Below are 26651 nucleotides of genomic sequence, written 5' to 3' on the forward strand. Positions count from 1 at the left end.
GCGCAGCTAACCTCATGATCGACGGGGGTGGATGGGGTGTGGTGTGGGGTGGGATTTGGGCGGGTGGGTGTCGTATGGGTCTGATGGGATGAGCTGATGCAGGCGTACCGGTTGGTGCGGCGGCCCGGAGGGCCGGCGCGGGGGGACGGGGCGACGCCTGACAGCGCTTCCGGCGCCGGCGGCGGCTGGCGGGCCGATCCGGTGCAGGCCGAGGTGGTCGGGCACACCGACGGGCCGATGCTCGTGCTCGGCGGCCCGGGCACCGGCAAGACCAGCACGCTGGTCGAGGCGGTCGCCGCCCGGGTGGCCGAGGGGGTCGACCCCGAACGGATCCTGGTGCTGACCTTCGGCCGCCGAGGCGCCACCGCGCTGCGACAGCGCATCGAGGCCCGGATCGCGCAGGACGGCCACCGGGTGCTGCGCGAGCCGCTGGTGCGCACCTTCCCGGCGTACGCCTTCGGGCTGCTCCGCCGTGCCGCCGCCGAGCGGGGTGAACCGTCGCCCCGGCTGCTCACCGGCCCCGAGCAGGATCTGATCATCCGTGAGCTGCTGGACGTGGTGGGCGAGGAGCCCGAGGACGACCCGGTCGGCTGGCCCATCGACCTGCGACCCGCCCTGCGCACCCGGGCGTTCGCCGGCCAACTGCGCGACCTGCTCATGCGCGCCGCCGAGCGCGGCGTGGGCCCGATCGACCTGGCCCGGCTGGGTGAGAAGCTCGGCCGCGCCGACTGGCCGGCCGCCGCCCGCTTCCTGCGGGAGTACGTCGCAGTGCTCGCGTTGCGCGACGTCAGCAACCGGGGCTCCATCGCGTACGACCCGGCGGAGCTGGTCCGGGCTGCCACCGGGCTGCTGCGCGACGACGAGGAGTTGCTGGCCGCCGAGCGTCGTCGGCTCGCGTACGTCTACCTCGACGAGTTGGCCGACACCGACCCCGCCCAACTGGAGTTGCTCTCGGTCATCGCCGGCGGTGGCAAGTCGCTTGTCGCGTTCGCCGACCCGGATTCCTCCACGTACGCCTTCCGGGGCGCCGACCCGGCCGGGGTGGCGACGTTCCCGCACCGGTTCCGGACGGCATCCGGTGCGCCGGCCGCGCAGGTGCTGCTGACCACGTCGTACCGGGCCGGGCCGGGTCTGCTCGCGGCGATCGCCCGGCTGGGTCGCCGGCTTCGGGGTCCGGCCGCGCACCGCCGGCTGCACCCCCTGCCGGACGCGCCGCCCGGCGTTGTCGAGGTGCACACCTTCCGCTCGGCGACCAGCGAGGCGGCCTGGCTGGCCCACGTGCTGCGCTCGGCTCACCTGCTCGACGGCGTGCCGTGGTCACGGATGGCGGTGCTGGTGCGGTCCACCGCGTTGCAGCTGCCCACCCTGCGACGGGCGCTGCACGCTGCCGGCGTACCCACAGTGGTGCACGGTGAGGATCTGCCCCTGCACCTGCAACCGGCGGTCGCGCCGCTGCTGCTCCTGCTGCGCTGCGCGCTGGAGCCGGAACGACTCGACGAGGAGGCGGCCGTCGCGCTGCTGCACTCGCCGCTCGGCGGGGCCGACCCGCTGGCCGAGCGGCGGCTGCGGCAGGGCCTGCGCGCGCTCGCGTTGGCCGGCGGAGACCGACGCCCCTCCGGGGAGCTGATCGTCGAGGCGTTACAGGACCCGGAGGAGTTGGCCGGCATCGAGCGGCGCTGGGCGGAGCCGGCGCAGGCGGTTGCCGGGCTGCTGGCCATCGCCCGCGAGGCCGCGGCCCGGCCGGGTGCGACCGCCGAGGACGTGCTCTGGGCCGTCTGGCACGCCAGTGGTCTCGCCGAGCGGTGGGCCGGCGCGATCAACCAGGGGCGCCCGGAGGCCGGCGAGGGCGACCTGGCCCGGCGTCGGCGGGCCGAGGCCGCCGACCGCGACCTGGACGCCGTGCTGGTCCTCTTCGACGCGGCGGCCCGGTTCACCGACCGGCTGCCCGGTGCCCGCACCGAGGTCTTCCTCGACCACGTGCTCGCCCAGGACCTGCCGGCCGACACCATCGCCCCGACCGCCGACCGGGGTGCGGCGGTACGCCTGCTCACCGCGCACGCCGCGAAGGGCCTGGAATGGGATCTGGTCGCGGTGGCCGGCGTGCAGGAGGGCATCTGGCCGGACCTGCGGCTGCGCGGCAGCCTGCTCGGCTCCGAGCGACTGGTCGACGTGCTGGCCGGCCGGTCGGTGGACGGGGCGACCGCGGCGAACGTGGTGGGTCAGACCTCGGCGTTGCTGGACGAGGAGCGTCGGCTCTTCCACGTCGCCATCAGTCGGGCCCGGCACCGGCTGCTGGTCAGCGCCGTGGCGTCGGCCGCCGTCGGCGGCGACGACCACGAGGAGCAACCCAGCCGGTTCCTGCACGAGCTGGGCCCGAGCACGCCGCCGCCGACCCCGCCGAGCACGCCGCCAACCCCACCGACAGCGCCGGGCCCGCCGCCCGGTCCCCGCACCGAGCCGTCCGCCGGCGGCACCGGAGGCGCTGCGGCGAGCGAGAGCGGCGACGAGGAGCCGCACCGCCCCGGGGCACTGCCGGTCACCCGTCCACCCCGGGCGCTCACCCTGCCGGCGTTGGTAGCGGAACTGCGTACCGCCATCACCGACCCGGCCGCCCCGGCGGCCCGGCGGCGCGCCGCGGCGGCCGAGCTGGCCCGGCTCGCCGCCGCCGGGGTGCCCGGCGCGCACCCCGACGACTGGTGGGGGCTGCGGGTGCTCTCCGACGACCGGCCGCTCGTCGACGACGGCGACCCGGTGCGGGTCACCCCGTCGGCCATGGAGAGCGCGCTGCGGTGCAGCCTGCGCTGGCTGCTGGAACGGCACGGCGGCAGCGGCCCGACCAGCACCGCGCAGGGGGTGGGCAACCTGGTGCACGCCGCCGCGATGCTCGCCGAGGACGCCAGCGCCGACCGGGGCGCGCTGCTCGACTACGTGGCCGCCCGGTTCGACGCGATCGAGCTGGCGGCCCGGTGGATGGCCGGGCCGGAGCGGGAACGCGCCGAGGCGATGGTCGACAAGCTGCTGCGCTGGCTCGCCACCAATCCGCGCCGGTTGCTCGCCATCGAGCACGAGTTCGCCGTCCGCCTGGACGACCCGAACCGGCCCGTCGACCTGACCGGTCGGGTCGACCGGCTGGAGGTCGACGAGGCCGGGCGGCTCGTGGTGATCGACCTGAAGACCGGCAAGTCCACTGCTGTCACCGGCACCGACCTTGCCGAGCACCCGCAGCTCGGCGCCTACCAGGCGGCGGTGGAGGCGGGGGCGTTCGCCGAGTTCGGTGACGAGTCCGGGGGCGCGGCGCTGGTGCAGCTCGGGACCTCCGCCAAGGACGCCAGGGAGCAGAACCAGCCGGCCGCCAGCGAGGGCCCGGCGGCCGGTTGGGCGACCGCGCTGGTCCGGCGGACCGCCGATACGATGGCAGCCGCCACGTTCGCCGCGGTGGCCAACTCGAAGTGCCGGGTCTGCCCGGTGCGCACCAGCTGCCCGGTCTCCGGGCAGGGTCGCCAGGTCGTCGAGCCGCCCACCGTCCGACGCACAGGTGAGGGCGAGGAGTGAGCTTGCGAGCCCCGCAGTCACGAACTGAGATGGCACCGTGAGGGCGAGGAGTACGCCGGTGTTGGGAACTGAGACGGCACCGTGAGTCAGCCCACCCTGTTCGGCGCGGGCCCCGCCCCGACGCCCCGACTCGCGGACTCCGGCCCCCGGTACACACCGGTGGAGCTGGCCAAGCTGCTGCGGTTGCCGGCACCCACCCGGGAGCAGGCCGCGATCATCGCCGCCCCGGTGGAGCCGCTGCTCGTGGTCGCGGGGGCAGGGTCGGGCAAGACCGAGACGATGGCCGCCCGGGTGGTCTGGCTGGTGGCCAACTCGTACGTGCGGCCGGAGCAGATCCTCGGGCTGACCTTCACCCGCAAGGCGGCCGGCGAACTGGCCCATCGGATACGGACCCGGCTCGACCAGCTGATCCGCCGACTCGGCCGGCAGGGACGGGATCCGCTGAACGATCCGCTCGCGGGTGAGCCCACCGTCTCCACCTACCACTCGTACGCGGGGCGGATCGTCACCGAGCACGGGCTGCGGGCCGGCTACGAGCCGTCCACCCGGCTGCTCACCGAGGCGTCCCGCTGGCAGTTGGTCGACCTGCTGGTGCGCAACTACGACGGCGACATGTCCGAGGTGGACCGGATGCCGAGCACCATCACCGACGCGGTGCTGGCGCTGGCCGGGGAGCTGGACGAGCATCTGGTCGCGCCGGACGACCTGGCGGCCTGGACCGGTCGGTTCTTCGCCGAGGTGCAGTCCCGGCCGGGTCGGGTGTACGCCGACGTGCGCAAGGCGCTCACCCTCCAGCAGACCCGGTTGCGCCTGTTGCCGCTGGTGCGGGCGTACGCCCGGCGCAAGGAGGACTTCGAGGCGATGGACTTCGCCGACCAGCTCGCCCGGGCGGCCCGGGTGGCCCGGGACCACCCGGGGGTCGGCGTGATCGAGCGGGACCGCTTCCGGGTGGTGCTGCTCGACGAGTACCAGGACACCAGCCACGCCCAGGTGGTGTTGCTCAACGCGCTGTTCGGTGGCGGGCACCCGGTGACCGCGGTGGGCGACCCGTGCCAGTCGATCTACGGCTGGCGGGGGGCCAGCGCGGGCACCCTGGACCGGTTCCCCACCGAGTTCGCCCGCGCCAACGGGGAGCCGGCCCCGGCGCTGGGGCTCACCACGAGTTGGCGCAACCGCCCGGAGATCCTCCGGGTGGCGAACGCGCTCTCCACCCCGCTGCGGGCGGCGGGTGCCCGGGTGCCGGAGCTGCGCTCCGCGCTGACCGTCCGGGACCCGATCCCGCACCGCAGCCCGGGCGGCGCGGCCGGCGGCACCGTGCACTGCGCGATGCTGCCCACGTACGCCGACGAGGCCGACTGGATCGCCGACAGCGTGCTCGCCGCCTGGCGTGGGGCGGCCGGGATGCCGGGCGCGGCCCCGGAACACATCCCGGTGGACCGCCGTCCGACGACAGCCGTGCTGGTCCGGGTGCGCAGCCAGATCCCGGCGATCGAGTCGGCTCTGCGCGAGCGGGGCCTACCGGTCGAGGTGGTCGGGCTGGGCGGCCTGCTGGACACCCCCGAGGTACGCGATGTGGTCTGCACGCTGCGGGTCCTGGCCGACCCGACCGATGGCGCCGCGCTGCTGCGGTTGCTCACCGGCGCCCGTTGGCGGATCGGGCCACGTGACCTGGTGGCGTTGCACCGGCGAGCGCGGGCCATCGCGAACGCTCGGCGACAGGTGGCCGCCGACGAGGCATCGGAGATCAGCCCAGACCTGTTGGACGAGGCGACTCTGGTGGAGGCGTTGGCCGACCTCGGGCCGGCGCAGGCGTACTCGGCGGAGGGGTTCGCGCGGCTGCGCGCGTACGGCCGGGAGTTGGCGCTGCTGCGCTACCGGCTGGACCAGGCGCTGCCGGACCTGATCGCGGACATCGAGCGGACCATCGGCCTGGACGTGGAGGTCGCGGTGCGGGCCGGCCGGGACGGCGCCGGCGACGCGGGCCTGGCCCGGGGGCATCTGGACGCGCTCGGCGACGTGGCGGCCCGGTTCAGCGGGGAGACGCCCGGCGCGACCCTGTCCGGATTCCTGTCCTACCTGGCCGCCGCCGAGGACGAGGAGCGCGGTCTGGCGCCGGGCGAGGTCGAGGTGGTGGAGGGCGCGGTGCAGGTGGTCACCGCGCACGCCGCCAAGGGCCTGGAGTGGGACGTCGTTGCGGTGGCCGGGCTCAGTCGTGGGCTGTGGCCGGGGCCGGTCCGCAACTCCGACCACTGGCTGGGTGGGCTGGGTGTGCTGCCGTTCCCGCTGCGCGGCGACGCCGACGGCCTGCCCGAGTTGGCACTCGACGAGGCGGGGGACCAGCGGGCCGTGGCGCGGGCGGTGACCGACTTCACCGACGCGTGGCGGGCCCACGACGAGCGGGAGGAACGCCGGCTGACGTACGTGGCGGTCACCCGGCCGCGCCGGCTGCTGCTCTGCTCCGGTTACTGGTGGGGGGAGGGCACGAAGCGACCGCGAGGTCCGTCGGTCTTCCTGCGTGAGGTGTACGACGCCTGCCTCGACGGCGGGCCGGGGCACCTGATCGACGCCTGGGCGCCGGAGCCGACTCCCGACGCGACGAACCCCACGGCCGAGGTGGTGCTCCGCGCGGAGTGGCCCGCCGACCCGCTGGGCGGTCGCCGGCCGGCGTTGGCCGAGGCGGCCGGGCTGGTGCGTCGCCTGATGGCCGACGGTCCGGCGGCGGCGCTCCCGGGGCCGGTCGGGCCGGTGCTCCCCGGGCCGGTCGGGCCGGTGCCGCCGGTCGGGCCGGTGCTTGCCGGGCCGGTGCCGTCGATCGAGGTCGAGCCGGTCGAGCCGGAGGTGGATCCGGAGGTGGCGCGCTGGCAGCGCGAGGCGGACCTGCTGTTGGCGGAGCGCGCCGAGCTGACCCGGCTCTCCGGTGCGGTCGAGGTGGCGCTGCCCGGGGCGCTGAGCGTCACCCAACTGGTCGCGCTGCGGCGTGATCCGGCGGCGCTGGCCCGTACGCTGCGTCGCCCGGTGCCGGCCGAACCCAACCCGTACGCCCGTCGAGGCACCGCCTTCCACGCCTGGTTGGAGCAGCGCTTCGGTGCCGACCGCCTGTTGGACCTGGACGAGCTGCCGGGCGCGGCCGACGCCGATGCCGCACCCGACGAGGCGCTGGTCGAGCTTCAGGAGCGGTTCCTGGCCAGCGAGTGGGCCGACCGGTCGCCGGTGGAGGTGGAGGTGCCGTTCGCCACTGTGATCGCCGGTGTCGTGGTGCGGGGCCGGATGGACGCGGTCTTCGCCCGGCCGGGTGGCCGGTTCGACGTGGTCGACTGGAAGACTGGCGCGCAGCCATCCGGGCCGGCGGCCGACGTGGCCGCCGTGCAGCTGGCGGTGTACCGGCTGGCCTGGGCGGAGTTGGCCGGCGTGCCGGTCGACCGGGTGGGCGCGGCGTTCCACTACGTCCGCCACGGGGTGACCGTCCGGCCCGCCGACCTGCTGGATGTGACGGGCCTCACGGCCATGATCGCCCAGTTGCCCGAGGATTCTGCCCAACGTTGACCACTGCGGGGAAAACCGTGGTAGGTTGACCGGGTTGCAGTTTTGGTTACCAGAGACTCTGTGTGCGCCTGGCGGGATTGTGGCCCCAGGCGCTCTTTGTTGTGTCCGGAGTTCTCCGGGCGGGGCGACCAGAAGCGACAGGCGATTCGCGCATCCCCGCGCGGAGCGCTCCTCTTCGGGCACGCAACAAGTGCGTGTCCGACGTTCCGTCAAGGAGACGAAACACATGGCTATTGGCACCGTGAAGTGGTTCAACGCTGACAAGGGCTTCGGCTTCATCACCCCCGACGGCGGCGGCGCCGACGTTTTCGCCCACTTCTCGGCGATCCAGTCCTCCGGCTACCGGAGCCTGGACGAGAACCAGCGGGTCGAGTTCGAGGTGACCCAGGGCCAGAAGGGCCCGCAGGCGGAGAACATCCGCCCGCTCTGATCTTCGGATCGGTCAGCATTACCTGTCGCGCCCTCCGGGTGTGACGGTGACGGGACCGGCCCGCCCCGCTGCCGCCTGCGTACGCAGGTAGCGGCCCGGCGGCGGGCCGGCCTGTACTCCCTTTCGGTTCGTGCTTGTGAGTCCTGGCGGCCTTTTCCGCTGGTGACAGCGCCGACTTCGGCGCCCTTCCTCGACACGTGCCGCGTCGAGGAAGGCTTCCGCATGACCACAGTTATTCCTTCGTTCGCTCATACCGGTCTGGCGCCGGCGTTGCTCACCGCGCTGACCGCGCAGGGCATCAACGAGCCGTTCCCGATCCAGTCGGCGACGTTGCCCGACTCGCTCGCCGGCCGGGACGTGCTGGGCCGGGGTCGTACCGGCTCCGGCAAGACCCTCGCCTTCGGGCTGCCGCTGCTGTCCCGCACCGCCGGCCGTAAGGCGCGGCCGGGCCGCCCGCTGGCTCTGGTGCTGGTGCCGACCCGCGAGCTGGCTCAGCAGGTCACCACCGCCCTGGCCCCGTACGCCCGCGCCGTCGGGCTGCGCTGCGCCACAGTGGTCGGCGGCCTGTCGTTGCAGCGGCAGGCGGACGCCCTGCGCGCCGGCACCGAGGTTGTCGTCGCCACCCCCGGTCGGCTGCACGACCTGATCAACCGTGGCGACGCCCGGCTCGACCAGGTCGAGATCACCGTGCTCGACGAGGCCGACCAGATGGCTGACATGGGCTTCCTGCCGCAGGTCACCAAGCTGCTGGAGCAGGTCGCGCCGCAGGGGCAGCGGATGCTCTTCTCCGCGACCCTGGACGGCGGCGTGGACCGGTTGGTCCGCCGCTTCCTGAGCAACCCGGTCACCCACTCGGTCGACCCGGGCACCGCGACTGTCACCGCGATGACCCACCACGTGCTGCACGTCGACGCTGCGGACAAGCCCGACGCGTTGACCCGGATCGCCGCCCGTGAGGGCCGCACCATCCTGTTCATGGGCACCAAGCACCGCGCCGACCGGCTGGCCCGCCAGTTGCTCTCCAAGGGCGTACGCGCGGCCGCGCTGCACGGCGGCAAGTCCCAACCGCAGCGCACCCGGATCCTGGAGCAGTTCCGCAACGGTCAGGTGACCGCCCTGGTCGCCACCGACGTGGCGGCCCGTGGCATCCACGTGGATGGCCTGGACATGGTGGTCAACGTGGACCCGCCGACCGAGGCGAAGGACTACCTGCACCGGGGCGGCCGTACCGCCCGGGCCGGCGAGTCCGGTTCCGTGGTCACGCTGGTCCTGCCGGAGCAGCGCCGGGACGTGTCCCGGCTGATGGCCACCGCTGGTATCCGGCCCGAGTCGGTCCAGGTGCGCGCGGGTGACGGAGCGCTGGCCCGGGTGACCGGTGCCCGCGAGCCGTCCGGTGTGCCGGTGACCATCGTCGCTCCGCCGGCGCCCGCCTCTCGGGCCCGTACCTCCGGCGGCTCGGCCGCCGACGGTGGCGCCCGTCCGGCGCACCGCGCGTCGGGCCGGTCCCGTCGGCCGCGTCGTCCCCGTACCGTCTGATCCTCTGCGCGTCGACCGACCCGTCCCGCTTCGGCGGGGCGGGTCGGTTTTTTCTGCGCGGTGTGCCGGGGCCGGTCGGCTGTCCGTGCGGCCCGACCGGTCGGCAGGTCGCGCCGGGTGGCCCCTCTGCTGAGTCGGTAATCAGCCTCCGCTGGGTCGGCTGGCCGACTGCGCCCCGGCCGGTCGTGGTCGAGGCTGATCGACGGGGGATGTCGGGCGGGGGGCCCGGCACGGGAGGGGTGACCATGGCGGGCGAAGCCGGCTCGGGCGCGCTGCGTGAACTGATCCTGGTGGTCGCGGTCGCGCTCGCCGGGTTGTTGCTCGCCATGGTTGCGGCCTTCGCGCCCTGGCATGCCACCTCGGCGGGCAACGCTCCCGCCGGTCTGGTGGAGATGCACAGTCCTGGCGACCCGGGCCTCGCCCCGGCGACCGCACACGTGGGCTGAGCAGCGACCGGCCTACCGGTGCCGGCGGAGGGGCAGGTCCGGTCAGGATCGGTACGAGGTGTGGTCGGGTCGGCGGGGCACCGGCCCGGCCACATCGCCTCGCCCCTCCGCGCCCCCTCCCGGCGCCGATCTTGCACTTTCGGATGTAGATATGGCGTGGGTGAGCAGGTCGGCCAGGGTGGTGCTGTCGACCACAGTGGCGATCGCCCCGTGCACCGCCAGCCAGACGTCGGTGAGCCCGGCGGCCACTCCGTGATAGCCGGCCCGCTCGGCCGGCAGACCGCGCACCGTGGTGAGCGAGCCGCCGACCGCACGCAGTACGTCTCCGACGGTGATCTCGTCGGCTGGGCGGGTGAGCGCGTACCCGCCGTCGGCGCCGCGATGGCTGTGCAGCAGACCGGCCCGGCGCAGGTCGAGCAGGATGCCCTGCAGAAAGCTGAGCGGGATGTCCTGCACCTCGGCCAGGCTGGCCGCCTTCACCAACTCGCCGACCCGGTCGCCACCGCCGCCGTCGCCGTCAGCACCACCGGCGGCGGCGACGGCGAGCATCGCCCGGAGCGCGTAGTCACTGCGCGCGGAGACGAACACGTCACTGACCAGCCTGGTCCAGTACGCCCCAGCGGCGCCGGATCGCCTTGTCCGCAGCGCCGAACGCGGCGTCCACGACCAGGCCGACGACCAGGATGACGATCATCGTGGAGAGTAGCCAGGGTGAGTCGGACAACTCGCGCGAGTAGGTGAGCTGGGCGCCGAGCGAGGTCTGCGAGATGCCCACCACGAGCAGCTCACCTGCCATCAGGCTGCGCCAGGAGAACGCCCAACCCTGCTTGAGCCCGGCGACGATCGCCGGGAGGGCGGCCGGTGCGATGACGTACCGGTAGAGGTTGAGCCCTCGGGCACCAAGGTTGCGGCCGGCGCGCACCAGCAGCGGCGGCACGTAGTCCACCCCGGAGATCACCCCGTTGGCGATCGACGGTGCCGCGCCGAGCACCACCACGAAGAAGATCGCCTTCTCGCTCAGCTCGAAGAGCAGGATGGCCAGCGGGAACCAGGCGATCGACGGCATGGTCTGCAACGCGGTGATCATCGAGCCGATGGCGGCGCGCAGCACCGTGGACCGGGCCACCGCGAGGCCCAGCAGCAGGCCGACGGCGACCGAGAAGACGTACCCGAGGGCGGCCCGGCGCAACGTGGTGGCTATGCCTTCCCAGAGCTGCGGACCCTGGGCCTGGGTCATCAGCTCGCGGCCGACCTCCAGCGGCCCCGGCAACGAGTACGGTGGCTTCCAACCCGTCCAGACCACGAACTGCCAGGCGGCGATGGTGATGGCCAGGGCGGCGAGCTTGGGCCAGGTGGCCGCCCAGATCCGGGCGCCCCGGGAGACCTCCTTGTCCCGGCCGGCGATCTCCAGCGCGTCGAGGCCGGTGATCTCCGCGTCGGTACGCGCCGAACTGGTGAGGGTGTCACTGGCCATGGCGGCCCACCTCCGTACGGAGCCGCTCGGTGACCTCGGCGGCGATGGCGGCGACCTCGGGGGAGTCGATCCGGCGAGGGCGCGGGATGTCCACCTCGGTGGAGTAGATGATCCGGCCGGGTCGGCTGGAGAGCAGGATGATCCGGTCGGCCAGCCGGGCCGCCTCGCGGACGTTGTGCGTCACGAAGAGCACCGAGAGTTTGCGCTCGGACCAGATCCGTTCCAGCTCGTCGTGCAGGATGTCCCGGGTCATCGCGTCCAGCGCGCCGAACGGCTCGTCCATCAGCAGCACCGGAGTGTCCAGGGCCAGCGTGCGGGCGAGCGCGACGCGCTGCCGCATTCCGCCGGAGAGCTCGTGCGGGCGCTTGCGGCCGAAGTCGGCCAGGTGCACCGTGCGCAGCAACTCGGCGACCCGCTCGCGGCGTTGGGCCCGGGGCAGTCGACGCAGCTTGAGGGGCACCTCCACATTGGCGTCGACGGTCAGCCACGGGAAGAGCGCCGGCTCCTGGAACATCAGCCCCGGGTTGGCGTCGCCGGCGAGGGTGATCTGCCCACCGCTGACCCGGTCCAGCCCGGCCACCAGGTTGAGCAGGGTGCTCTTGCCGCAGCCGGACGCGCCGACCAGGCAGACGAACTCGCCGGGCGCGACGTCCAGCGACACGCCGTCCAGGGCCAGGACGGCGTTCGCCCCGCGCCCGTACACCTTGGTCACGCCGGAGAGCGCGACCGCGGTGGTCGCGCTCTGCGGCGTCGTCGTGGTCGACGTCATGGCTGGACGACCTCGGGCTTGCCCTGCGCCTTGAGCGCGTTGTTGAGGTACTTCAGGTCGTACAGGCCCTTGAGGTCCACCGGCTCGGTCAGGTCCACGTCGACTGCGTGGTCGAGCCCGGCCTTCAGGGAGGACGAGATCGGGTCGTTCGTGAACTCCAACGTCGGCCATGCCTGCTTGATCAGCTTCAGGTCCAGCGGCTTGCCGGTGATCTTGCCGATCGCGTCGGAGATGGCCTGCTGCGCCTCGTCCGGCTTGGTGTTGACGAACTCGTTGGCGGCCACCTGACCGTCGACCAGCCTCTGCACCACGTCCGGGTGCGCCTTGAGGAACTTCGTGCTCACGAGCAGGTTGGTGATGACGAACTTCTTGTCCGGCCACAGGTCGCGCTCGTCGACGAGCACCTTGCCGCCGGCGTTGACCAGGCGGGAGACGAATGGCTCAGGCACCCAGGCGCCGTCGATCGCGCCGCTGTTGAACGTCTCGATGGTCTGGGCGTTCTCCTGCGGCACGATCTTGACGTCGCCGCCACCCTCCTTGGTGGTCTTGAGGCCCTGCTGCTTGAGCCAGTAACGGATCGCCACGTCCTGGGTGTTGCCCAGCTGCGGGGTGGCGATCTTCCTGCCCTTCAGGTCCTGCGCGCCGGTGATGCCGGGCTTGACGACCAGCGCCACGCCGCCGGAGGCCGCGCCGGAGATGACCCGGACGGCCTCACCCTTGGACTTGGAGAAGGCGTTCACCGTCGGGTTCGGACCGATGTAGGTGGCGTCCAGCGCTCCGGAGAAGACCGCCTCGATGGCGGCCGGGCCGGCGTTGAAGGTCTTCGGGTCCAGTTTGACGTTGGCGCCGAGCTTCTCCGCGAAGATGCCCTTCTCCACGCCGACGACCGCCGGTGCGTGGGTGATGTTGGGGAAGTAGCCGAGGCGCAGCGTCACCGGGCCGGAGCTGCCGCCCGCGCCCTCGCTGTCGTCGCCGCACGCGGCGGTGCTGCCCAGGGTCGCCGCGCCGAGGGCGGCGAGGGTGACCAGGGTGACCAACCGGCGCAGGGGGAGCCGTCTCATCGTCCGTCCAATCCGCAGTATTCCTACTTAGTTGGTAGGAAGAGTGGGTCAGGCCGCGGTCAGCGTCAAGGCCCATCCATATGGCGGGATGGCGGGTCTCAGCCACCGTCACCGAAGGTGCCGCGAGGGCGTCGGCGGGTTCATCCTCTCCGGCTGGCCGCACCGTGAGGAGGCCGAGCGGGTCGGCGCCGAGGTGCTGCCCCTGGTGACGGCCCCGGTCGCGGCGGCTCCGGGAAGGTCGCGGGTGGCGGAGGTGTCGACGCGCTAGGGTCGACTCCGTGGCGGCGCGGAGATCCAGAATTCCAGCGACGAAGTATCCGGTCGAGCGGTTCACCCTCGACAACGGCCTGCGGGTGGTGCTCACCCCCGATCGCAGTGCCCCGGTGATCGGGGTGGCGGTGGTCTACGACGTCGGCATCCGCTCGGAGCCGGAGGGGCGTACCGGCTTCGCCCACCTCTTCGAGCACCTGATGTTCCAGGGCTCGGAGAACCTGGAGAAGCTGGCCCACTTCCGGCACGTGCAGGGCGCGGGTGGCACCTTCAACGGCTCCACCCACCTGGACTACACCGACTATTTCGAGACGCTGCCGAGCAACGCGCTGGAGCGCGCGCTGTTCCTGGAGGCGGACCGGATGCGGGGCCCCCGGCTGACCGAGGAAAACCTGCGCAACCAGGTCGACGTGGTCAAGGAGGAGATCCGGGTCAACGTCCTCAACCGGCCGTACGGCGGCTTCCCCTGGCTCACTCTGCCGCCGGTCATGTTCGACACCTTCCCGAACGCCCACGACGGTTACGGCTCCTTCGACGACCTGGAGTCGGCGACCGTCGCCGACGCCGCGGACTTCTTCCGCCGGTACTACGCCAGCGGCAACGCCGTGCTGGCGGTCAGCGGGGACATCGACGTGGCCGAGGCGACCGAGCTGGTCACCCGGCACTTCGGCGACGTGCCGGCCCGGCCGGCACCCCAACGGCCCGACTTCACCGAGCCCGACCTGAGCGCCGAGCGGCGCACCTCGTACACCGATGCCCTGGCGCCGCTGCCGGCGGTGGCCGGCGCCTGGCGCGTGCCCGACCCGGTCACCGACTTCGCCGGCTACCTGCCGTACGTGGTGCTGGCCGAGGTGCTCACCGACGGCGACGCGTCGCGGCTGGTGGAACGGCTCGTGCAGCGGGACCGCACGGTGACCAGCCTCGGCGGATACCTCGGTTTCATGGGCGACCCGTTCGACGTCCGCGACCCCACAGCGCTGCTGTTGCAGGCGCACCTGCCGCCCGGTGGCGATGTGGACAAGGTGCTGCGCACCATCGACGAGGAGCTGGACCGGCTGGCCACCGACGGGCTGACCGACGGTGAACTGGCCCGCACCCAGGCCCGGATGGCGACCCACCTGCTGCGGGACACCGACGCGGTGCTCGGTCGGGCGCTGCGGATGGCCGTGCTGGAGCAGCAACGCGGCGAACCGGGTCTGCTCAACGAACTGCCCAGGCTGGTCGGCGAGGTCACCGAGGAACAGGTCCGGGCCGCCGCAGCCACCCTGCGCCCGGAGCGCCGGGCCGCCATCGAGGTCATCGCCGGAGGCGCCCGATGACGACTACCACCACTGCCCAGGTCGGGCCTCGTACGCTGCCGCCGCTCGGGCCGACCCGCAAGCTCAAGGTGCCCAAGCAGGCCGAGCGCACGCTGCGCAACGGGCTCACAGTGATCGCCGTACGCCGGCCCGCCGTGCCCCTTGTCGAACTGCGGCTTTGGGTGCCGTTCGGCCGGGTCCACCTGGCCCGCGGCGCGATGCTGTCGCAGACAATGCTCTCCGGCACCGAGTCGATGACCAGCGTGCAGATCGCCGCCGAGTTGCAGAAGGTGGGCGGCGGGCTCTCCGCGGGCGTCGACCCGGACCGGCTGATGCTCTCCGGCGCCGGCCTGGTCACCGGTCTGGACCGGATGCTGGAGCTGCTGGCCGAGGTGCTGACCGGCGCCAGCTACCCGAGTGACGAGGTGGCCACCGAACGGGACCGGCTGGTCGACCGGATCCAGGTGGCGCAGAGCCAGCCTTCGCACCTGGCCCGGGAGGCGCTGCTCAAGCGGATCTACGGCCGTCACCCGTACGCGACGCAGACGCCGGAGCCCGGCCAGATCCGTGCCGTCCGACCGGCCGCGCTGCGCACCCTGCACTCGGAGCGGGTCCACCCGACCGGCGCGCAGTTGGTGCTGGTCGGCGACGTGCAGCCGGAGAAGGCACTGGACGCGGCCGAGCGCGCGCTCGGCGGCTGGTCGGGTGCCGGGCGGGTGGCCGAGCTGCCGGCGACCCCGCCGCTGGAGCCGGGGCCGCTGCTGCTGATCGACCGGCCGGGCTCGGTGCAGTCCTCGCTGCGGATCGCGTTGCCGGCGGTGTCGCGCACCGACCCGGACCACGCCCCGCTGCAACTGGCCAACCTGATCTTCGGCGGCTACTTCTCCTCCCGGTGGGTGGAGAACATCCGCGAGGACAAGGGCTACACGTACGGCCCGCACTCGGTGATCGAGCACTCCGTCGCCGGGTCGGTGCTGGTCGCCGCCGCCGACGTGGCCACCGAGGTCACCGGCCCGGCGCTGCTGGAGACGACGTACGAGCTGGGCCGGTTGGCGTCGCTGCCGCCGAAGCCCGAGGAGTTGGAGCAGGCCCGGCAGTACGCCCTGGGCACCCTCCAGCTCGGCATGTCCACCCAGGCCGGGTTGGCGGCGTTGACCAGCGCGTACGCCGGCAACGGTCTGCGCCTGGACTTCCTCGCCGAGTACGCGGCGAGGTTGGCGAAGGCGAGTATCGACGACGTCGCGCAGGCGGCGGCCCGCTACCTGGCCCCGGCTCGGGCGGCGATCGTGGTGCTCGGCGACGCGGAGCGGGTCACCCCGGGGCTGGCCGCGCTGACCACGGTCCACACCGAGCAGAAGGCGTGAGCGAGCGAACCATGGGGCTCAGCAGCGGAGCGCTGGCGTGAGCGGGGAGGCGGCGCCGCCGTTGGCGCGGTCCACGCTGGATCGGGCCGCGCACCGGCGGGGTGACTCGCAGTGGTTGACCGAGGCGTGGTTGCGCGCCCGGGTGCTGCTGCTCGATTCGACCGACGACGGTCGGACGCTGGCCCGCACCGAGACGTCGCCTCCGACGTTGGTGCTGTTCGGAGCGGGCGACGTGCCCGCCGGGTCAGAGTCGATGGCGATGTTCCTGGGTGTCGAGCCGGACGGGGTGCCGGTCTTCGCTGTCGACGCGCCCCTTCCGGCGATCCCGGGGACCCGGGCGGTCCACCTCCGGGAGGTGGGTCACCTGCTCGCCGACCGGGAGGCCGGCATTTTCACCACCGCGTTGGCGCTGGTCAACTGGCATACCCGACACGGTTACTCGACGATCACCGGCGCGCCGACCGCGATGGACGAGGCGGGTTGGTCCCGGGTGGACCGTAATGGTGGGCGGATCTGGCCGCGCACCGACCCGGCGATGATCGTGCTCGTCCATGACGGCGTGGACGGCCCGGACGGCCGCTGCCTACTCGGCAACAACGCCGGCTGGCAGGGCACCCCGGGTGGTCGTCGCTACTCCTGCCTGGCCGGCTACGTGGAGCCAGGGGAGTCGGCGGAGGCGGCCGTGCTGCGCGAGGTCCGCGAGGAGGTGGGCATCGGAGTGGAGCGCATCGGGTACGTGGGCAGCCAGGCCTGGCCGTTCCCCGGCTCGCTGATGCTGGGCTTCCTGGCCACCGCGAACCCGACCGAGCCGGTGCGGGTCGACCCGTCCGAGATCGCGTACGCCCGGTGGTTCTCCCGCCGGGAGATCGGGGCGGCGTTGGCCGGGCAGACGGTGGACGTGGGCGACGGGGCCCGGCTGATCCTGCCGCCTCCGTCGTCGATCGCGCTGTTCCTCATTCACCGCTGGCTGGACGGCTGGGTGGACGCCGACCGCTGAGCACGGTCCCGACCCGTGGCCGCCGTTGCCGCGGCGGTCACGGGCCGGGAACACGGGCCGTCGTGGTCGGCGGGTGCGAGTAACGCGGCGGGGGAGCCGGTCCGACCACGACGGACGACCTGTGAAATCAGGTGCCGGTGCGGCCCGGTCTGTGTCGGAAGGCGGGCCGCGACTCGATCAGCGGGAGGACCTTGACCCGTTGCTTGCCGGCACGGACCGCGCCGACGGTGGCCAGGGCACGGGCCAGCAGCAGCGCGGCGTCCCGGTCCTCGGCGTGCACGATCTGCCGGCGCGGCTCGGGCGTGGTCGTCTCGTCGCGAAGTCGGTGGCCGTCCGCCCAGGCGGCGGCGATGTCCCCGTCAGCGACGGCGCGGATGTCGGTGCGAACGATCAGGAACCGCATGAGGGTCTCCGGATGAACCGCGACGGATGAGCCGGTGTGGAAGTTCCACGTACTCGAGGGCCATGTTACGCCCCGTGTTCGTCCCAGCAACTGAAACGCGCCTATCGGTTTCGAGCCTCGTCCGATCGGCGGATGGCTGCTCAGCAGGGTCGCCGCGTCGCAAAGCGACGGGGCCGCCGGCAGTGCGCCGACGGCCCCGTACCAGTCACCGAATCAGTTCAGATCGAACTGGCCCTTCTTCGCCCCGGTGATGAAACCGAGCCATCCCGCGCGGTTGAACAGCAGCACCGGGCCGCCCCGGTCCTTGCTGTCGCGCAGGGCGACCGCCGACGGTCCGGTGGCCAGTGGGGCGACCTCCACGCAGTTGGAGGTCTGGCTGCGTGTGCTGGTACGCCACGGGGCGTCCGCCAACGAGTGGGCGGAGACGGACGGCGTGTTGCGGATTTCGTTCATGGTTCTGCTCCTGATGTGCAGCGATCCGATGGGACGAGTGGTGCCGCACGTCCCGACGGAGGGTCCCCCGTGGATCACCGGTCCGTCAGTCGCCCTGATTCCCGGCGGCGTTGGGTCGGCGCCGTTGCCGGCCCGAACGCCACTGCGGATGGGGGCGTCGCCTCGGTCAGCCGTCCCGTTGCCTCGATCAGCCAGGAGAGGGTGTCCGAGGCGTTAAGTGCCGCCGTGCATAGCCACTCGAACACCACTTTATAGCGATTTAGCGTGATTGACTCGGTCGACATGACGTCGGTGAAGCCACCTTCGATGGCCAATGTCTCCGGATCGAGGGGATCGGCGAACCGATAGACCGAGAAGGCGGTCGGCGGAAGGTACCAACTGCCGATCTGGGTGTCCCGGGGCAGCACGTGCAGGGCCACGTTGGGCAGCAGCGCCAACTCGCAGAGTTGGAGCAGCTGTTCGTGTAGCACCTCTGGCGGACCGGCCCGACGACCGAGAGCCGCCTCCTCCAAGACCGCGGTGTAGCGGGGAGCGTGCGGCTCGCGGGTCAGCAACGACTGGCGGGCCAGCCGCGCCTGCACCTCTGTCTCCGGCTCGTCGCCGGGCTCCGGCTCGCCCGCGCCCGCGTTCACCTGCCGGGCCGACACGATCCGGAGCTGGGCGTACCCGGGGGTCTGCAACAGGCCCGGCACCAGCACCGGGTTGTACTCGGAGATCTCCGCGCAGCCCGCCTCCAACTCGGCCCAACCGCGCTGTTGCTGCGTCATCACCGGGAAGTTCTTCAACCAGCCGCGCATGTCGCCGGCCTCGTTGGTGATGCCCAGCAGCTCGTCGTGCAGCGCCTGGTCGGCGCCGTAGAGGTCGAGCAGGTCGCCGACGTCCTGCGGGTCCGGTCGGCTGCGGCCGTTCTCCAAGCGGGACAGTTTGGACGCGGAGGCCCAACCGATACGCTCGATGACCTGATCGCCGGTGAGGCCCGCGGCCTCACGGAGGCGGCGCAGCTCGACGCCCAACCGGCGACGACGCAGGATCGGGCTGGGTGCGGCAGGAGGCACAGTGTCCTCTTTCCCGTCGACCGCCGCAGACGCGACGGTAACTGTATGAAATTCGCCCCCCACGGTCAGTATGGACGGCGCGACCGGTGTCGGAGGTTCCGGCGAGGGCGTGTCTTGCGAAAATCGCACCACGGGAATGCCGGATGACGACGGACCCGCGGTCGCGGCCCGTCGACCTCGCCCACCTGGGCAGCCATCCCGCCGGAGGGACCCATGCGCACGATCCTGCGCCGACCCGACTTCCGCCTGCTCTTCGGCGGCCTGCTGGCCAGCATGACCGCCGAGTCGATCCTGCTGCTCGCACTCGCCATCTGGGTCAAGGATCTGACTGGCTCGAACGGGTTGGCCGGTGCCACGATCTTCGCGGTCATCGCGCCGATGACGCTGGCGCCGCTGGTCGGCTGGGTCGTCGACCGCTACCCGCGCCGACCGTTCTTCGTGGCCGCGAACGTGCTGACCGCGGCCCTGCTCGCCCCGTTGTTCACCGTCCGCGACGCGGGCGACGTCTGGGTCGTCTACCTGGTGGCCGCCCTGTACGGACTCTCGTCCATCACGCTCGGCGCGGCGCTCAGTGGGCTCATCCGCGAGATGGTGCCGGTCGAGCTGCTGGCCGACGCGAACGGCGTGCTCCAGACCGTACGCCAGGGGATCCGACTGGTCGGCCCGCTGGTGGGCGCGGCGCTCTACGCGGCGCTCGGCGGGTGGGCGCTGGCCGGAATCGGCATGGTCGGATTTCTGACCGCGGCGGCGGTGGTCACCGCGCTGCCCACCCCGCAACAACTGCCACCGGCCGTACGGCTGCGGTGGCCGGCCGAACTGGGCGCCGGTCTGCGGCACCTGGCCGGCGAGCCGGCCCTGCGACGGGCCCTGCTCGGCTACGGGCTCGGATCACTGGTGATGGGCTTCAGCGAGTCGCTCATCTTCGCCTACGTCGACCAGGGGCTGAACCGGGATGCCGCGTTCGTGGGAGTGCTGGTCACAGTGCAGGGCGTCGGCGGGTTGCTCGGTGGACTCTGCTCACCGACGTTGGTCCGCCGGCTCGGAGAGGTCGGCACGCTGGCCGCCGGGGTCGCCTTCTTCTCGCCGGCCGCGCTCGCGCTCGCGTTCCCCGATCTGCGGCTCGGGTTCGCGGCGGTGCTGCTGGCCGGGGTATCGCTCCCGCTGACGATGGTGGGTCTGCACACGCTGATCCAGCGCCGTACGCCGCCTTCGCTGGTCGGCCGGGTCGCCGCGGCCACCCAGGCGGTGGTCAGCGGGCCGCAGGCGGTCTCCATCGGAGCGGGTGCCCTGCTGGTCGGGTTCCTGGACTACCGGCTGCTGTTCGTGCTGGTCGGGGTGGCCACCCTGGCCGCCGGCAGCTACCTGTGGCGGGGCCGGCATCTGAGCGCGCCGGCCGGGGCCCGCCCGCCGACGCCGCCCACCCGCCCGACGCTCCCGGCACCTCGCCGTCCGGTCGAGGACGCCGACCGAGCCGGGCTTCCGACACCCACCGACCGTGGCCACCCGTTCCCGGACACGACGAGCGGCCGCCCCGGGTGGGGCGGCCGCGCACCGAGAATGAACCGGAAGATCAGGCGTTGAGCGTCTCCAGGTGCTGCTTCACCTGGGTGATCGAGGGATTCGTCAGGGCACTGCCGTCGGCGAAGCGCAGCGTCGGCACCGTCTGGTTGCCGCCGTTGACGCTCATCACGAACTCCGCGGCCTTCGGGTCCTGCTCGATGTCGACCACCTCGTACCCGATGCCCTCCCGGTCGAGCTGCGACTTCAGCCGGTGGCAGTAGCCGCACCAGGGGGTGGAATACATCGTCAGCATCCTCGGATCCTCCAACTCCTCCGGCCGCGGCTTGCGGATCAAGCCGAGGCTGTTCGCTGCAACGCTGGGAGGAGCTGAGATGATTCCTGGTTGTGGTGGTTCACTCAGCGTCGGAACAGGTGCTCGCCGGGCTGGACCCGGAGCAGCGCTCCGCCGTGACCGCACCTGCCGGACCGGTCTGCATCCTGGCCGGCGCCGGCACCGGCAAGACCCGGGCGATCACCTCCCGAATCGCCCACCGGGCGCTCTCCGGGGAGATCTCCCCCCGGCACGTGCTCGCTGTCACCTTCACCGCCCGCGCCGCCGCCGAGATGCGACACCGCCTCACTCTGCTCGGGGCGAGCGGTGTCCAGGCGCGGACATTTCACGCCGCCGCGCTGCGCCAGGTGCGGTACTTCGCGCCCCGGCTGCTGGCCGGCCGCGCCATGCCCGAACTCCTGGACAGCAAGGTACGACTGGTCACCCTCGCCGCCGCCCGGGTCGGCCTGCGTACCGACCGGGCCGCCGCCCGCGACCTGGCCGGCGAGATCGAGTGGGCGAAGTCGTCGCTGGTCGAGCCGACGGACTACGTGGTGGCCGCGGCCCGGGCGCTGCGCGACACACCGCACGAGCCGACGAAGGTCGCCGACGTGTTCACCGCGTACGAGCAGCTCAAGCGCTCGAACGGCGTGATCGACTTCGAGGACATGCTGCGGGCCGCGGTGTGGGGCATCGAGGAGCACCCGGACGTCGGCGAGCAGATCCGCAGCCAGTACCGGCACTTCGTGGTCGACGAGTACCAGGACGTCAACCCACTCCAGCAGCGGTTGCTGGACGCCTGGCTGGCTGGCCGCAACGACCTGACAGTGGTCGGCGACGCCAGCCAGACGATCTACTCGTTCACCGGGGCGACCTCGGCGTACCTTGTCGACTTCCCCCGCCGGCACCGCAACGCCACAGTGGTCCGGCTGGTCCGTGACTACCGCTCCACCCCGCAGGTGGTCGGGCTGGCCAACGCGGTGATCTCCCAGGCCCGGGGCACCGAGGCGCGCCTGCGGCTGGAGTTGAGCGGGCAACGCCCGCCCGGCCCCGAGCCGGACCTGCGGATCTTCACCGACGAGCCGGCCGAGGCGAACGCGGTGGCCGCGCGCTGCCGGTCGCTGATCGACGCGGGCACGCCGGCGAAGGAGATCGCCGTGCTGTTCCGCGTCAACGCGCAGTCCGAGGCGTACGAGAAGGCGCTCACCGAGGCCGCGGTGCCGTACGTCGTGCAGGGCGCGGAGCGGTTCTTCGAACGTACCGAGGTGCGCCAGGCGATGGTCGCGCTGCGGGCGGCCACCCGCTCGATCCCGGGGGAGACTCCGCTGCCGGCCGCCGTCGTCGAGGCGCTCACCGCCGTCGGCTGGGCCCCGGACGCGCCCCCGGCCGGCGGCGCCGCCCGCGAGCGGTGGGAGGCGCTGTCCGCGCTGGTCCAGCTCGCCGAGGAGTACGCGGCCACCCCCGAGGTCGTGCCGATCGGCGAAGCCGCCTCGGTGGAGCGCCCGGTCACCCTCACCGACTTCACCGAGGAGTTGGCGCGCCGGGCCGCCCAGCAGCACGTGCCGACGGTGGACGGCGTGACGCTGGCGTCCCTGCACTCGGCCAAGGGGTTGGAGTGGGACGCCGTCTTCCTGGTCGGCCTCGCCGAGGGCACCCTGCCCACCACGTACGCCAAGACCGTCGAACAGGTCGAGGAGGAGCGCCGGCTGCTCTACGTCGGGATCACCCGCGCCCGGGAGTGGCTGTGGCTGTCGTACGCCGCCGCGCGCTCGCCGGGCGGCCGGGCCCGGCGGCCGTCGCGGTTCCTGCCCCAACTGGACCGCTCCGGCGGCACCGAACGGGCGACCGGCGGCGCCGGTCCGGCCCGCACTCCCGAGCGACGGCGAACCCAGATCGTCTCCTGCCGGATCTGCGGCGCCACCCTGCTCGCCGGCCCGGACCGCAAGCTCGGCCGCTGCCCCACCTGCCCGTCCGACATAGACGATGAGCTGCACGAACGGCTGCGCGAGTGGCGGCAGCGGGTGGCCGGTGCGCAGAAGGTCCCGGCGTACGTGGTCTTCACCGACGCGACGCTTGTCGCGTTGGCCGAGCGGCGACCGGGCCGGTCGGAGGAGTTGATTGCCATCGCCGGTATCGGCCCTCGCAAGTTGGGTCTCTACGGGGAGTCGGTGCTGGCCCTCGTGGCCGGTGCCGGGGTGGACGATGTCTGCCCGGAGAAAACTTTCGAAATCTCGTCGTAAATTCGTTTGCCCTCGCCCCGGCGCGAGGAATAGCCTCAGGACACACCACGCGAGCGGCGCCATTCCGGCTGCTCACGAGGTCGGTCCAGTCGATTCGAGGAACGTGAGGGAGGTGGCACCCGTGAAGATCTTCACCTATGAGCGTCTGGCGGCGATGCCGTCTGTCTGCGCTCCGCTGTCGGCTGTCCGGGTGGCCCTTACGGCCGCACGACCGTCGGTTCCACAGGTGCACCAGGTTCAGGCCGAGCTGATCCTGACCGTCGCGCCCGCTGGAGTCGAGGGGACCAGTGGCTTCACGGGCAATGGCATCCAGGTCGCCAAGAAGCGCATGGATGTCCGCGGCGTTCCACCTCGAGGTAAACCGGTCTGACCATCAGACTCCGGCTCACCTCGAGGCCGCGGAACCCGCTTACCGGGATCCGCGGCCTCAGTTTTTTGCCCGCCGTAAGTACGTCGGAATGCGATCCACGAGATCGAAGTGAGAGAGAGGTGACCGGGAGATGAGTCTGGCGTTGGCCCCCCTCGACATGAGCGTCGAGATGGAGGCGAACCTGCCCTGCCGGAAGTTCGACCCCGACCTGTGGTTCTCCGACTCGCCCACCGAGCTCGAGCTGGCCAAGTCACTCTGCGGGGACTGCCCGCTGCGTGTCGAGTGCCTGGCCGGAGCCGTTGAGCGAGCGGAGCCGTGGGGCGTCTGGGGCGGCGAGATCTTCGAGCGTGGCGCGGTTGTCCCGCGTAAGCGGCCCCGTGGCCGTCCGCGTAAGGAGGACGTCGCCCGTGACGCCGAGCTTCGGGTCGAGGCCGAGGCGCGCCTGGCGGCCAGTGGGCTGTCCGAGGTGCGTGGCGCGGTCCGGCTGGCAGCCTGACATGTTCCCGACCCGTTCCAACTACGCCGGTGGCACACCGGCAGTGAGTGAGAAAACGATGTTGAACGTTCCGAGTGGAGCCTTCGAGATGCAACTACTCCACGAAGCGTTGACCCGGGCTCGAATGCGCCGGCCTCAGGCCGGTCGTACCACCACGAGCACTGAGGCAACCCGATCCGCCCGTACCGTCGCCATGACCGGCCGCAACCAGGCGGCTCGCGACCTGGGTGTTCTCTAGTACCACCCCACGCAGAAGGGCGGGTGCCGACCGGCACCCGCCCTTCCCCATGTGTTCAGCCGTCCGGGCCTCGACGGTCAGGCGACCGGGGCGAAGCCGGGCAGCCAGCGCTCCAGGATGCTCCGGTAGGGGGCCTTCGCCTCCAACTGGCAGAGCACCCCGATCGACCCGAGCGTCACCCGGTGGATCAGCAGGTACGACGGTGGCAGGTTGAGCTGCCTGCTCAGCTGGTACGTGGGGGAGCGAGGGCTGGCCAGTCGACCCGCCTCGGCCCGTAGCCAGGCCCGGGTGAACCGGAACCCGTCCGCCGCGATGGGCTCCAACATGGGGCGGATGAAGTCGAGCACCCCCTCGGCGTCGATCTCCTCGGCCGAGCCGATGAACCCCTCCGACCGCAGCCCGGCCACGACCTCGTCGGCATCGCCGCGCAGGGCCGTCGCGGCGATACGACCGATCGGCTCCGGAGTGCCCTCCGGCATCCGGGCCACCGCACCGAAGTCGATCACCCCGAGTCGACCGTCGGGCAGCAGCCGGAAGTTTCCCGGGTGCGGGTCGGCGTGCAGCAGCCCGGCCCGCTGCGGCGCGGAGAGGTGCAGGGTGGCCATCAATCGGCCCGCCTCGTCCCGATCCTCCTCGGTACCCTCGCGGATGATGTCGGCCAGCGGGGTGCCCGTCACCCATTCGGTGACCAGCACCCGGGGCGAGGCATTGACCACCTCGGGGATGTAGATCTCCGGGTCGTCGGCGTACGCGGCGGCGAAGGTGCGCTGCGACTCGGCCTCCAACTCGTAGTCCAACTCCTCGGTGATCCGTTCGCGCAGCTCGGCCAGGAGCGGCTTGACGTCCAGGCCGGGCTGGATGGCCCGGAACATTCCGCCCAGTCGGGAGAGCTGCTTGAGGTCGGCGAGCAGGGCGTCGCCGGCCCCCGGATACTGGATCTTGACCGCCACGTCACGGCTGTTCGGTTCGCCCGACTCGTCGAAGCCCGGCTCGCGCCAGCGCGCGCGGTGCACCTGACCGATGCTCGCGGCGGCGGCCGGGACGTCGTTGAACTCGACGAACAGGTCCCGCCAGTCGGGGCCGAGCTGCTCGGCCAGCACCTTGTGCACGCTGGCGGCCGGCAGCGGTGGCGCCGCCTCCTGCAACTTCGTCAGCGCCTGCCGGTAGGGCGCGGCGATCTCCTCCGGCAACGCGGCCTCGAAGACCGACAGCGCCTGGCCGAACTTCATCGCCCCGCCCTTGAGCTGGCCCAGCACGCTGAACAGCTGCTCGGCGGTGCGCTGCTGAATCTCCGCGGAGATCACGTCGGAGGCCAGCCCGGTGACGCGCTTTCCCATCCCGAGAACGGTCCGGCCGGCGAAGCCGAGCGGTAGGGCGGCGAGCTTGGCGGTGCGGGACACGGCGCGGCGCGGGATGTCGGTCACCCGGTCATTGTTACCGACCGGAGGGCCCCGCTGCTGCTCTGCGGCCGGGCTGGTGCGGACACTCGGCCTCGCGAGCACTCACACGCCGGGTGTGGCGGCCAACCCCGACGACGGAAACGGCCGGCACCGGTGATCTCCATGGCACTGCCCAGCGTCTCCGGATGGCCGCCGTCCAGCTGCGTCAGCGCCTCGGCCAGGGCGTACCCGCAGGCGACGAGCAGCGTGCCGGTCGTTGCGGCGGCCACCGGGTCGGCGGCGGCGAGTTGCGCGGCCAGCCGGGGCCAGGCCGGGTCACGGTCGGCCCGGTGCAGCTCGACGCAGTGCAGGCAGGGCCCGGCTGGTGGGCGGACCAACGGCCCGATCACCGGTACGCCTTCGCGCAGTGTGACCAGCAGGTGCGGCTGCCGGCGCTGGGCGAGACCGGCGGCGAGCAGCGCGGGAGGCCGGTCCGTGCCGAGCTGGATCACCAGGTCGATCCGCCCGGCGCGACTCGGATGGGTGCCGGTACCCGGTGCGACGCGGTTGACCGCAGCCCGCACCGCCGGTGCGAGCGGCCCGCCCAGTTCGGCGGCGGGGATGCCAGTGCCGATCAGGTCGACGGGGCGTACCGAGCCGGTGAGCTGGGGAATCACCTGCCCCACGCCGGACTGGGCCAACGCCACGGTCAGCGGCCCGCCGAGCGCCCCGGCGCCGGTGAGCAGGACGCGGGCCGCCCGCCGCCTACGCAGGACCTGGGCGGGGGTGCCGGGCAGTCGGGCGGCGGCCAGGGCCAGCGCGCCGGCCTCCGCCGCGAGCCGGGCGCGGACCGGGCCGGTCAGGTCGCTGGGGAGCAGGCTGTGCGCGGCCACCAACAGGCCGGCGGCCCGCAGGGCGTCGAGCAGGGTACGCGCGTCGTCGGCGCTGACCTGGGCGGACGCCGCCTGGATCAGCACGGTCCGCTCGCTGCGGGTGCCGTCGAGCAGGTCGAGCAGGTGGGCGGCGCGGGGGTTGGCCAACTCCAGGAGGGCAGCCGGCCCAGGGCCGAGGCCGAGTTGCAGGGTGTGCCGGTCCCGCCAGAGCCGGTTGAGGCCGGGCAGCAGGGTGGGGCGGGGCAGTACGGTACGGCTCATGGTTACGAATCGTGACCGCGTGTTCGCGTTCAGTCGATCGTTGTCCACAGGCGGTCAGGCCGCTGTCCAGCGCTATCCACAGGATTTGACGGGTTTTCCACAGCCCTTAGCGCCTGTTGTCGGTCACCCGACAGGGCTACCGCAGCGCTGGCACGCACTCCCGATTCGGCAACGGGGGTGGGGGGGGGGGCCCCCCCCCCCCCCCCCCCGCCCCCCCCCCGGGGGGGGGGGGGGGGGGCCCCCCCGGGGGGTGGCTGTTTTTAAGAAAAAAAGACACAAAAACAAGACCATA

General features: G+C 72.6%; 22 protein-coding genes. 12 read left to right on the top strand and 10 right to left on the bottom strand.

The window, feature by feature from the left end; genetic code table 11:
• Window positions 1-96 precede the first annotated feature (96 nt).
• The 5 genes from ABZ794_RS17290 to ABZ794_RS17310 all read left to right on the top strand — a co-directional run bounded on the left by ABZ794_RS17290 (window position 97) and on the right by ABZ794_RS17310 (window position 9507).
• Window positions 97-3552 carry an ATP-dependent DNA helicase gene (locus ABZ794_RS17290; RefSeq protein ID WP_357516240.1) on the top strand — a complete coding sequence of 1152 codons (3456 nt, stop codon included), beginning with the start codon at window positions 97-99 and terminating at the stop codon, window positions 3550-3552.
• A gap of 81 nt (window positions 3553-3633) precedes the next feature.
• Window positions 3634-7095 carry a UvrD-helicase domain-containing protein gene (locus tag ABZ794_RS17295; protein WP_210786470.1) on the top strand — a complete coding sequence of 1154 codons (3462 nt, stop codon included), beginning with the start codon at window positions 3634-3636 and terminating at the stop codon, window positions 7093-7095.
• 226 nt (window positions 7096-7321) lie between these two features.
• Window positions 7322-7525 carry a cold-shock protein gene (locus tag ABZ794_RS17300; protein ID WP_007464836.1) on the top strand — a complete coding sequence of 68 codons (204 nt, stop codon included), beginning with the start codon at window positions 7322-7324 and terminating at the stop codon, window positions 7523-7525.
• Between the two features lie 222 nt (window positions 7526-7747).
• Window positions 7748-9061, top strand: a complete 1314-nt coding sequence (locus ABZ794_RS17305; protein ID WP_210786468.1) for a DEAD/DEAH box helicase — start codon at window positions 7748-7750, stop codon at window positions 9059-9061.
• A gap of 245 nt (window positions 9062-9306) precedes the next feature.
• Window positions 9307-9507, top strand: a complete 201-nt coding sequence (locus tag ABZ794_RS17310) for a hypothetical protein (RefSeq protein ID WP_210786466.1) — start codon at window positions 9307-9309, stop codon at window positions 9505-9507.
• Between the two features lie 42 nt (window positions 9508-9549).
• On the opposite strand, the gene ABZ794_RS17315 is transcribed toward ABZ794_RS17310, so the two are convergent.
• The 4 genes from ABZ794_RS17315 to ABZ794_RS17330 are packed head-to-tail and all read right to left on the bottom strand — an operon-like array spanning window position 9550 to window position 12811.
• Window positions 9550-10095, bottom strand: coding sequence for an Rrf2 family transcriptional regulator (locus ABZ794_RS17315; protein ID WP_357516244.1), 546 nt, complete (start codon window positions 10093-10095; stop codon window positions 9550-9552).
• Window position 10096: 1 nt separating this feature from the next.
• Window positions 10097-10981, bottom strand: coding sequence for an ABC transporter permease (locus tag ABZ794_RS17320; protein WP_210786465.1), 885 nt, complete (start codon window positions 10979-10981; stop codon window positions 10097-10099).
• Entirely contained in the window at window positions 10971-11750 is a 780-nt protein-coding gene (locus ABZ794_RS17325; protein ID WP_091406162.1) for an ABC transporter ATP-binding protein, read from the bottom strand. The genes ABZ794_RS17320 and ABZ794_RS17325 overlap by 11 nt, the downstream gene beginning before the upstream one ends.
• Entirely contained in the window at window positions 11747-12811 is a 1065-nt protein-coding gene (locus ABZ794_RS17330) for an ABC transporter substrate-binding protein (RefSeq protein WP_357516246.1), read from the bottom strand. Before ABZ794_RS17330 ends, ABZ794_RS17325 begins: the two co-directional genes overlap by 4 nt.
• A gap of 278 nt (window positions 12812-13089) precedes the next feature.
• Between ABZ794_RS17330 and ABZ794_RS17335 the strand changes: the two genes are divergently transcribed.
• From ABZ794_RS17335 to nudC, 3 genes are read left to right on the top strand one after another with little or no spacing between them, the layout of a single operon-like run.
• The gene (locus tag ABZ794_RS17335) at window positions 13090-14400 is read left to right on the top strand and encodes a pitrilysin family protein (RefSeq protein ID WP_238662768.1); all 1311 of its coding nucleotides are present in this window, start codon (window positions 13090-13092) and stop codon (window positions 14398-14400) included.
• Window positions 14397-15743 (top strand): pitrilysin family protein, encoded by a 1347-nt coding sequence (locus ABZ794_RS17340; protein ID WP_210786462.1) that lies wholly within the window; start codon window positions 14397-14399, stop codon window positions 15741-15743. The genes ABZ794_RS17335 and ABZ794_RS17340 overlap by 4 nt, the downstream gene beginning before the upstream one ends.
• A gap of 37 nt (window positions 15744-15780) precedes the next feature.
• Window positions 15781-16740, top strand: coding sequence for an NAD(+) diphosphatase (gene nudC / locus ABZ794_RS17345; RefSeq protein WP_210786461.1), 960 nt, complete (start codon window positions 15781-15783; stop codon window positions 16738-16740).
• A gap of 127 nt (window positions 16741-16867) precedes the next feature.
• Here the strand turns inward: nudC and ABZ794_RS17350 are convergent, their stop codons facing one another.
• From ABZ794_RS17350 to ABZ794_RS17360, 3 genes are all read right to left on the bottom strand, one after another.
• Entirely contained in the window at window positions 16868-17143 is a 276-nt protein-coding gene (locus tag ABZ794_RS17350) for a hypothetical protein (protein ID WP_091406149.1), read from the bottom strand.
• Window positions 17144-17356: 213 nt separating this feature from the next.
• Window positions 17357-17596, bottom strand: coding sequence for a DUF397 domain-containing protein (locus ABZ794_RS17355; RefSeq protein WP_112583698.1), 240 nt, complete (start codon window positions 17594-17596; stop codon window positions 17357-17359).
• A gap of 74 nt (window positions 17597-17670) precedes the next feature.
• A complete protein-coding gene (locus ABZ794_RS17360) occupies window positions 17671-18651 on the bottom strand; it encodes a helix-turn-helix transcriptional regulator (RefSeq protein WP_210786460.1) in 981 nt (326 codons plus the stop codon).
• 213 nt (window positions 18652-18864) lie between these two features.
• Here ABZ794_RS17360 and ABZ794_RS17365 point away from each other — a divergent pair, with 213 nt between their 5' ends.
• Window positions 18865-20232: an MFS transporter gene (locus ABZ794_RS17365; protein ID WP_210786459.1), complete on the top strand. Its 1368-nt coding sequence runs from the start codon at window positions 18865-18867 to the stop codon at window positions 20230-20232.
• Here ABZ794_RS17365 and ABZ794_RS17370 read toward each other — a convergent pair.
• On the bottom strand, window positions 20222-20464 hold the full coding sequence (locus tag ABZ794_RS17370) for a mycoredoxin (RefSeq protein WP_030337579.1): 243 nt from the start codon (window positions 20462-20464) through the stop codon (window positions 20222-20224). The two genes, ABZ794_RS17365 and ABZ794_RS17370, sit on opposite strands and share 11 nt — an antisense overlap.
• A 92-nt stretch (window positions 20465-20556) precedes the next feature.
• On the opposite strand from ABZ794_RS17370, the gene ABZ794_RS17375 reads away from it, so the two are divergent.
• The 3 genes from ABZ794_RS17375 (at window position 20557) to ABZ794_RS17385 (ending at window position 23588) form a co-directional block, all read left to right on the top strand.
• The gene (locus ABZ794_RS17375; protein WP_210786458.1) at window positions 20557-22722 is read left to right on the top strand and encodes an ATP-dependent DNA helicase UvrD2; all 2166 of its coding nucleotides are present in this window, start codon (window positions 20557-20559) and stop codon (window positions 22720-22722) included.
• A 121-nt stretch (window positions 22723-22843) separates the two neighbouring features.
• Entirely contained in the window at window positions 22844-23092 is a 249-nt protein-coding gene (locus tag ABZ794_RS17380; protein WP_238690297.1) for a hypothetical protein, read from the top strand.
• 130 nt (window positions 23093-23222) lie between these two features.
• The gene (locus ABZ794_RS17385; RefSeq protein ID WP_030490434.1) at window positions 23223-23588 is read left to right on the top strand and encodes a WhiB family transcriptional regulator; all 366 of its coding nucleotides are present in this window, start codon (window positions 23223-23225) and stop codon (window positions 23586-23588) included.
• Between the two features lie 315 nt (window positions 23589-23903).
• Here the strand turns inward: ABZ794_RS17385 and ABZ794_RS17390 are convergent, their stop codons facing one another.
• Window positions 23904-25250 (bottom strand): AarF/ABC1/UbiB kinase family protein, encoded by a 1347-nt coding sequence (locus ABZ794_RS17390; protein WP_210786457.1) that lies wholly within the window; start codon window positions 25248-25250, stop codon window positions 23904-23906.
• Window positions 25247-26359 carry a TOMM precursor leader peptide-binding protein gene (locus tag ABZ794_RS17395; RefSeq protein ID WP_357516251.1) on the bottom strand — a complete coding sequence of 371 codons (1113 nt, stop codon included), beginning with the start codon at window positions 26357-26359 and terminating at the stop codon, window positions 25247-25249. The genes ABZ794_RS17390 and ABZ794_RS17395 overlap by 4 nt, the downstream gene beginning before the upstream one ends.
• Window positions 26360-26651: the final 292 nt, after the last annotated feature.

The organism is Micromonospora sp. NPDC047187 (assembly GCF_040643355.1).
Classification (GTDB): domain Bacteria; phylum Actinomycetota; class Actinomycetes; order Mycobacteriales; family Micromonosporaceae; genus Micromonospora; species Micromonospora salmantinae.